A 7,248-nucleotide genomic window follows, 5' to 3' on the forward strand; every position below is an offset into this window, starting at 1 on the left:
GAAAAAACACGAAAGGACGCCTGTAGTCTTCATGAGTCAGACGGCGAAGATAAGGGCAGAAACCTGCGCAAAATTGCACTTTTCCTAACTGCGGCTGGATAACCGTCGCCTGCCCATCGCGGTAGAACGCCACGCGACCTCCAAGCTGGAACCCGATGATGCGGGTGATGTGGACCTGCTACGCATCTTCACGCTGGGATTCCGAGGCGAGGCCCTGCCCTCGATTGGGTCGGTTGCCCGTCTGAACATTACCACCCGTGCCAAGGCCGATACGGGTCAGAACGAAGCATGGGCCATCACGGTTGAGGGCGGCCACCACCACCCTGTCGCCCCCGCCGGTTTCCCCGGCCCACACGGCGCGCGCGTCGAAGTCCGCGACCTGTTCTACGCCACCCCTGCCCGACTGAAATTCATGAAGTCGGAACGCTCCGAGGCGATGGCGATCTCCGAAGAGATCAAGCGTCAGGCCATGGCCCACGAAGAAGTGGCCTTCACCCTGACGCTGGATGGCAAAACGACGCTGCGCCTGCCCGCCGAGCATAAGGGCGACGAGGGCCGCCTTCGTCGTCTCGGGGCCATTTTGGGTCGTGATTTCGAGGCCAATGCCCTGCTGATCGATCAGGAACGTGATGGCACACGCCTGTCGGGCTATGCCGGCCTGCCCACCTATTCGCGAGGCAATGCGGCCCACCAGTTCCTGTTTGTGAATGGCCGCCCTGTGCGCGACCGGCTTTTGCAAGGCGCACTACGCGGAGCCTATGCCGACTTCCTTGCCCGCGACCGCCATCCAGCAGCCGTTCTGTTTATCGATATCGACCCGCTCTATGTCGATGTGAACGTCCACCCCGCCAAGGCAGAGGTCCGTTTCCGTGATCCGGCACTGGTGCGCGGTCTGATTGTCGGCGCGTTGAAACATGCGCTCCATGCCGCCGGTCACCGTGCCTCGACCACGGTTGCAGCCGATGCCCTGTCCGGCTTCCAGCCTCATACGGGGGTGCAGAACCACGGGCAGTATGCACCGACCGAACCATCGGCCGCAGGTTTCTCGGCATGGGCAGGATGGTCCAGACCCGAAGCCGCCGCACAGATCATTCCCGGCCTGTCCGAGCGTTCGGCGCGGGTGGAACACACTTGGTCGGGCCAGCAGGCCGCGCCAACCTTCCGCACCCTTGCCGATGTTCAGGCCGAACACGCAGGCCAAATCGCACCTGCGCCCCATGCTCCGGTCGATCCCATCGACTTCCCGCTGGGGGCCGCCCGCGCCCAGCTTCATGCCACCTATATCGTCGCCCAGACCCGCGACGGTCTGGTGATCGTGGATCAGCACGCCGCCCATGAACGCCTCGTCTATGAGCGCATGAAGGTACAGATGGAGGGCGGCCACGTCGCCCGCCAGGCCTTGCTCACCCCCGAAGTCGTAGAACTGGACCCAGCAGAGGCCGAACGCGTTTCGGCCAAGTCCGACGAACTGGCCGAAATGGGCCTGATCGTAGAAGCCTTTGGTTCCGGTGCTGTTCTGGTACGCGAAACACCCGCACTGTTGGGTGATACCGACGTTCAGGGCCTGATCCGCGATATTGCCGATGACCTGTCAGAGCATGGTTCGGCTCTGTCACTGAAAGAACGCATGGCCGAGGTCTGTGGCACCATGGCATGCCACGGCTCTGTGCGTGCAGGTCGCGTTTTAAGCGCTCCCGAAATGAACGCCCTGTTGCGCCAAATGGAGGCCACGCCCCATTCCGGCCAGTGCAACCACGGCCGCCCGACCTATGTAGAGTTAAAACTCAACGATCTGGAAAAGCTGTTCGGAAGGCGCTGATTATCAATGATATACAGCGTTTTATTCGTCTGCCTTGGCAATATATGCCGCTCGCCTCTGGCCGAGGGCGCGTTTCGTGACGAGGTCGCAAAACGTAAACTGCCGATCATCACGGACTCGGCAGGGACCGCCGCCTATCACACCGACAATCCGCCCGATCCACGCGCCATAGCCACGGCCAAACGCAACGGGGTCAATATCGGCTCATTGCGCGCCCGTCAGGTCAAACCCGCTGATTTCAAGCGCTTTACCCATATCGTAGCGATGGACGCCGAAAACCTTGCAAACCTCAAACGCATTCAGCCGCAGGGCAGCACCACAAACCTCAGCCTGATGATGGCCTGGGCCAAGGGTCGTGAAGGGTGCTCGGTCGAAGACCCCTATTATGGCGACGAGAACGGGTTTGAGGTTACTTGGAGCGATGTCGTTACAGCCTCCAAAGGCCTGGCCGACCATTTAGCGCACAAGGCGGACTAGACCGCTCAGGCCTCTATCAGCTTGATATCCAATGGGCCCGCACCGTCCACAATCTCGATCAGGCGATCAATGTTCGGGTGCGCGCCCGGGCGGTTCTTGGCATCGGCTGTATGCTCGGCAAAAACATCAAGGCCATGCGCAGCAGCCTTGGCATCAAGCACCCCAAAGCTTTGCAGCAGGTACTGATAAACGCGCAACGATCCCTGCTTACCCGCCTGATTTTCGATGGCCGCCACCACAGCCCCCGTTTCATCAACGAGGTCGATACGGGCCAGACCATCAATCAACGGCAACAGTTGCAGGTTATCCTTGAACGAAACAGTCGGCTGGATCATCGCCAAATCCTCGGGTCACATAAAACTGCTTCGCCTGTAACAGGTTCGGTCCAGTACCGCGACGGCTATAGCCTCAGACTCTCAGGGCCTCGACTACACTGCTGGCCTTGCCGCCTGAATAGACCTCTCCGCCCGCAATCGCATACACGACACCGTCCACGCTGCAACCCGCCAAGCCGTGACGCGGCACGCCCATATCCGGTCCTCGCGTCCAGTCATCGGTGTTGATGTCGTAAATCCACGTCTCGGTGAAAACACCTCCGGGTCGGGTCAGCCATTCGCCACCAAAAGCGACCAGACGGTCCCCCACAGTCGCCAGAGCCAGCCCGCCACCGACCTGATGCCCCGAAGATGACACCGGAATAGGGCTCAGCGTATCCCATTGGTCGGTGGCCGGATCATAACGATCCAGTCGCCCAGTCCCTCGCCCACCTTCGACCATGCGCCCGCCTGCAACATAGACATGGCCCCCATGCGCCGCTCCGGCCGCACTATTGCGTGCCTCGGGCGCAGGGCGTGCCGTGCTCCAGCTATTGTTCGCGGCATCGAAGACCAGATGCGTGGCAACATCCGCCTGATCGTTCCACTGGCCATTCTTGCCCCCGAGAGGCGAGCGCCCTGTCACCAGATGCACACGATCGCCCACCGTTACGCCGACAGTCTCGGCCAAGGGCTGTGGCATCTGGCCAACCGGATGCCAAACATCACCGTCCAGCGCCCAATAGTCGGTCATGGATGTCCATTCGCCGCCTTCGCGACGGTCATAGCCGCCAAAGGCCCAGACACGCCCGCGCGCAGCAGCCAGCATCGGATGGTGGCGCGGTTGCGCAAGGCGTGGCCCTTCCGTCCAAATGTCGGCGGCAGGATCATAGATGCCCACACGGTCATTGATCCGCGTCGTGATGGCATCACGGATCAGGCCACCCGCCACATAGATCCTGCCTTCCAGAACCGCGCAGTAAATCTCCTGCGTCGCCCACGGCATTTCGGCCCGTCGCTGCCAGCGCGGGCTTTCCGATGAGATAGCAATACGGGGAACCGCCACCATTGCGGCGGCAGAGGCGATCAGGCTGCGGCGATGAATCATCATGCGCCACAGCCTAACCTTGTTATTGCGAAGGTGCGACCTTCAGGAACAGTACACGCGCCGCGCCATAGTCGCGGGCATCCATCCGTTCATAACCGGGGGTATCGATTTCCGGTTCATCCGAGCCGCGCTCGTAAACCACCACAGCATCGGGGGCCAACCAGTTACCTTCCAGAAGCTTCTGCAAGGTCTGCTCGCCCAGTCCTTTGCCATAAGGCGGATCAAGGAAGGCCAGCGTAAAGGCTTCGCCCGTAGAGCCAGGACGCGGGCCCAGATCGATCGCGCTGCGGCGGTGAACCCGCGTGCGTCCGAACAGGCCATAGGCATCCATGTTCTCACGGATAGCCCCCCGCGCTCCATCGTCGGTTTCGACGAACAGGCAGAAGGCAGCACCGCGCGAAACGGCTTCGTAACCGAGAGCTCCGGAACCGGCGTACAGGTCGATGACCCGTGCGCCGTCCAGTACATCCTCGGCCCATGCGGCGTGTTCAAGCACGTTGAAAATAGCCTGCCGTGCGCGGTCGGAGGTCGGGCGTGTGCCCTGCCCCTCCGGCGCGACAATAGCGCGGCCTTTCAGACTGCCTGCGACAATCCTCATCCGTGTTCAGCCTTACGAACGGCCACGCGGGCCACCACGGCCACCGCCCGAAGGCTTGCCGCCAAATGGCTTCCCACCCGGTTTACCGCCCGAAGGACGATCACCAAACGAACGGCCAGCAGGCTTTCCGCCCGGCTTGCCGCCAAACGGACGATCGCCACCTGAGCGATCACCCGAAGGACGGTCGCCATAGGAACGACCCGCCGGTTTGTCGCCGAACGAGCGTTCACCACCCGAGCGATCACCCGACGGACGGTCGCCATACGAACGGCCAGCAGGCTTGCCACCGAACGAGCGTTCACCACCCGAAGGGCGGTCGCCATAGGAACGGCCCGCCGGTTTGTCACCGAACGAGCGGCCCGCGGGCTTATCACCGAAGGACTTGCCCGCAGGTTTGCGGCGATCATCTATGAACTGCACGTCGCGCTGGAACGCCGGACGCGGGCGATCCTCGCGCGAACCGCGCTCATGACCGTCATCGGAACCCGGACGGGCACGCGGTTTAAAGGTCTTCTTGTGCTCGAACTTAGGCGTGGCCTTGGCCCAGCCTTCCTTCTTTACCGGACGCTCGGGAACACCATCCTCAACGGCCTGATTAGCAGCGCGAACGCGGCTAGGCTTGCGCGACGGATCCGACATGGCCGAACCCGAACGGCCCTTGATGATCGCACCCGCAGGGCGGCGACCGGGGATCGGCGCAGGCGTGCTGACGGTATTACCGGTCGGCAGATTTTCGGGACGGATGTATTCGCCCAGCATCTCGCGGATCACACGCGGACCGATTTCCTCGACCGAGTTGACCGGCAGGGTGCCGAGGTTGAACGGACCATAGGCCAAACGGATCAGGCGGTTGACCTGCAAACCGAGGCTTTCGAGAACCTTGCGGACTTCGCGGTTCTTGCCTTCGGTGATCGAAACGCTGATCCAGAGGTTGGCCGAGCTAACCTGACCGTCCTCTTCTTTTTCCTTGGCCTTCTCGATTTTGGCATCGACCGGACCATAGCGGATACCGTCAACGACACAGCCGTCTTTCAAGGTATCCAGACGGTCCTGCGTGATGCGACCACGGGCGCGGGCACGATACTGGCGCACCAGTGCGGTGTCCGGAAGTTCCAGCGCACGGCTCAACTCACCATCATTGGTGAGCAGCAGCAGACCTTCAGTCGCCAAATCGAGGCGGCCGATCGAGATCACGCGCGGCAGATGGGCCGGAAGCGCATCCCAGACGGTCGGACGACCGGCAGGGTCGTTGTGGCTGGTGATCAGACCGGCGGGCTTGTTATAGCGCCACACGCGGGTGGCTTCAGCAGCTCCAACAGGCTTGCCGTCAACGGTGATCACATCGTCCCGCTTCACCAGCACAGCTGGCGTGTCGAGGATGCGGCCGTTCACGGCAACCTTACCGAGGCCAATCAGGCGCTCGACCTCACGACGCGAAGCGATACCGGCGCGTGCCAAAGCCTTGGCAATACGTTCGGTACGTTCGGGCGTCGCGGGCTTCGCAGCCGGCTTGCCTCCTTTGGAGCCACGATTTTCGAATCGGCCTTCGCCACGTGGACGGTCATCGTCACGTGAACGAGGGCCGCGATCGTCGAAATTGCGGTCCTTATTGTCGCCTGAGCCGAATTTCGGGCCCTTATCAGCGAATTTACGGGGTCCACGCGAGGCGTCGTCTTGACGCGGGCGGGGCTTCTTGTCGTTGTCTCGGGGATGGCGATCCATGATGAGCGGTTCATGAGCATGGCGCTGGACTTGGCGCAAGCGGCAGCTGAAGCTGGCGAGGTGCCTGTCGGCGCACTGGTTGTGAACGAAATAACCGGCGAAGTGATAGGTAAGGGGCAAAACCGTCCAATCACAAGCCATGATCCGACGGCTCACGCCGAAATCGTAGCGCTGAGAGACGCAGCTGCGACCTTAGAGAATTATCGTCTTACCGACCTGACTTTATATGTCACGCTTGAGCCATGCGCCATGTGCGCCGGTGCCATCAGCCATTCTCGCATCGGCAGGGTAGTTTGGGGTGCGGACGACGTGAAGGGTGGAGCCGTGAAAAACGGCCCGAAATTCTTTGAACAGCCCACCTGTCACTGGCGACCTAAAACCGACAGCGGAATTTACGCCGAGCAGGCCTCGGTGCAGTTGAAAGACTTCTTCCGTTCGCGTCGCAAGAAGGGAACCGCCAAGCCTGATCAGAGTTAACTCAGGCGGCAATCTCGTGGCACCTGTCACAAGAGCCGCGGATCAGGTGGATCAATGCGCAAAATCGCGGCCGGCTTAGCGACGGGACTGTTTCTGTCCGCCTGTCAGGATCATGACACCATTGGTCCTCGTCCCACAGACGAACATCTCAGAGCCGAGATTCCGCAAGATATCTCGCCCGACGATGCCGCCGAATGGGTTTTCAACTGCCAGAACGGCCAGCGCCTTATGGTCGCTTTCGACCACCCTCGCAAAATGGCGACGGTACGCCGTTTTGATGGTCTGGCCTTTGATCTCACACGCAAGGGGACGTCGGAAGGCTATCTGTACGAGGCCAGCAACCTGATGCTGAGCGGCAAGGGCAAGTCGGCCAAATGGCATTCGCCCAATATCGACGACACCCTATGCGAAGTCAGTGAAATCAAACCCTTGGGCTAGGATTTAAAACCTGACTGCAAACGTGATTCCAGTCCTGCACGCACACTCGGCCAGTCAGAATCGATAATGGCGAACATTTCGGTATCGCGCATCCGGCCCGTCCATGTGCGCTTGTGCTTTCGCAGACGGCCCTCATACACGGCACCCAGCTTCCGGATAGCCGACTGGCTGACCACATTCAGGGCATCGGTAATGATCTCGACCCGCACCATGCCATGACCAAAGGCATGATCCAGTAGCAACAGCTTGGTGGCCGGATTGACCGCCCCGCCACGCGCATCGTGCCGATAGAAGG

General features: G+C 61.2%; 7 protein-coding genes and 2 pseudogenes. 4 read left to right on the forward strand and 5 right to left on the reverse strand.

Annotated features, from left to right (window positions below; all coding sequences use genetic code 11):
- Positions 1-109: 109 nt before the first annotated feature.
- A pseudogene (gene mutL, locus RSB01_RS09390) lies at positions 110-1,819 on the forward strand (DNA mismatch repair endonuclease MutL); the annotation flags it as partial.
- A gap of 6 nt (positions 1,820-1,825) precedes the next feature.
- Positions 1,826-2,296: a low molecular weight protein-tyrosine-phosphatase gene (locus RSB01_RS09395; protein ID WP_332591372.1), complete on the forward strand. Its 471-nt coding sequence runs from the start codon at positions 1,826-1,828 to the stop codon at positions 2,294-2,296.
- Positions 2,297-2,301: 5 nt separating this feature from the next.
- On the opposite strand, the gene RSB01_RS09400 is transcribed toward RSB01_RS09395, so the two are convergent.
- The 4 genes from RSB01_RS09400 to RSB01_RS09415 form a co-directional block, all read right to left on the reverse strand.
- Positions 2,302-2,631: a DUF2322 family protein gene (locus RSB01_RS09400; protein WP_332620372.1), complete on the reverse strand. Its 330-nt coding sequence runs from the start codon at positions 2,629-2,631 to the stop codon at positions 2,302-2,304.
- Between the two features lie 73 nt (positions 2,632-2,704).
- A complete protein-coding gene (locus RSB01_RS09405; protein WP_332591918.1) occupies positions 2,705-3,721 on the reverse strand; it encodes a kelch repeat-containing protein in 1,017 nt (338 codons plus the stop codon).
- Positions 3,722-3,740: 19 nt separating this feature from the next.
- Complete coding sequence (gene rsmD / locus RSB01_RS09410) at positions 3,741-4,316, reverse strand: 16S rRNA (guanine(966)-N(2))-methyltransferase RsmD (RefSeq protein ID WP_332591917.1); 576 nt, start codon at positions 4,314-4,316, stop codon at positions 3,741-3,743.
- Positions 4,317-4,328: 12 nt separating this feature from the next.
- A complete protein-coding gene (locus RSB01_RS09415) occupies positions 4,329-6,038 on the reverse strand; it encodes a pseudouridine synthase (RefSeq protein WP_332591916.1) in 1,710 nt (569 codons plus the stop codon).
- A 12-nt stretch (positions 6,039-6,050) separates the two neighbouring features.
- Between RSB01_RS09415 and tadA the strand changes: the two genes are divergently transcribed.
- On the forward strand, positions 6,051-6,515 hold the full coding sequence (tadA, locus tag RSB01_RS09420) for a tRNA adenosine(34) deaminase TadA (RefSeq protein ID WP_332625361.1): 465 nt from the start codon (positions 6,051-6,053) through the stop codon (positions 6,513-6,515).
- Positions 6,516-6,569: 54 nt separating this feature from the next.
- Complete coding sequence (locus tag RSB01_RS09425) at positions 6,570-6,953, forward strand: hypothetical protein (RefSeq protein WP_332625362.1); 384 nt, start codon at positions 6,570-6,572, stop codon at positions 6,951-6,953.
- Here RSB01_RS09425 and RSB01_RS09430 read toward each other — a convergent pair.
- Positions 6,950-7,248: pseudogene (locus RSB01_RS09430) on the reverse strand (GNAT family protein); the annotation flags it as partial. The gene RSB01_RS09425 and the pseudogene RSB01_RS09430 overlap by 4 nt on opposite strands.

This window comes from Brevundimonas sp. (genome assembly GCF_036659295.1).
In the GTDB taxonomy this organism is placed as follows: Bacteria; Pseudomonadota; Alphaproteobacteria; order Caulobacterales; family Caulobacteraceae; genus Brevundimonas.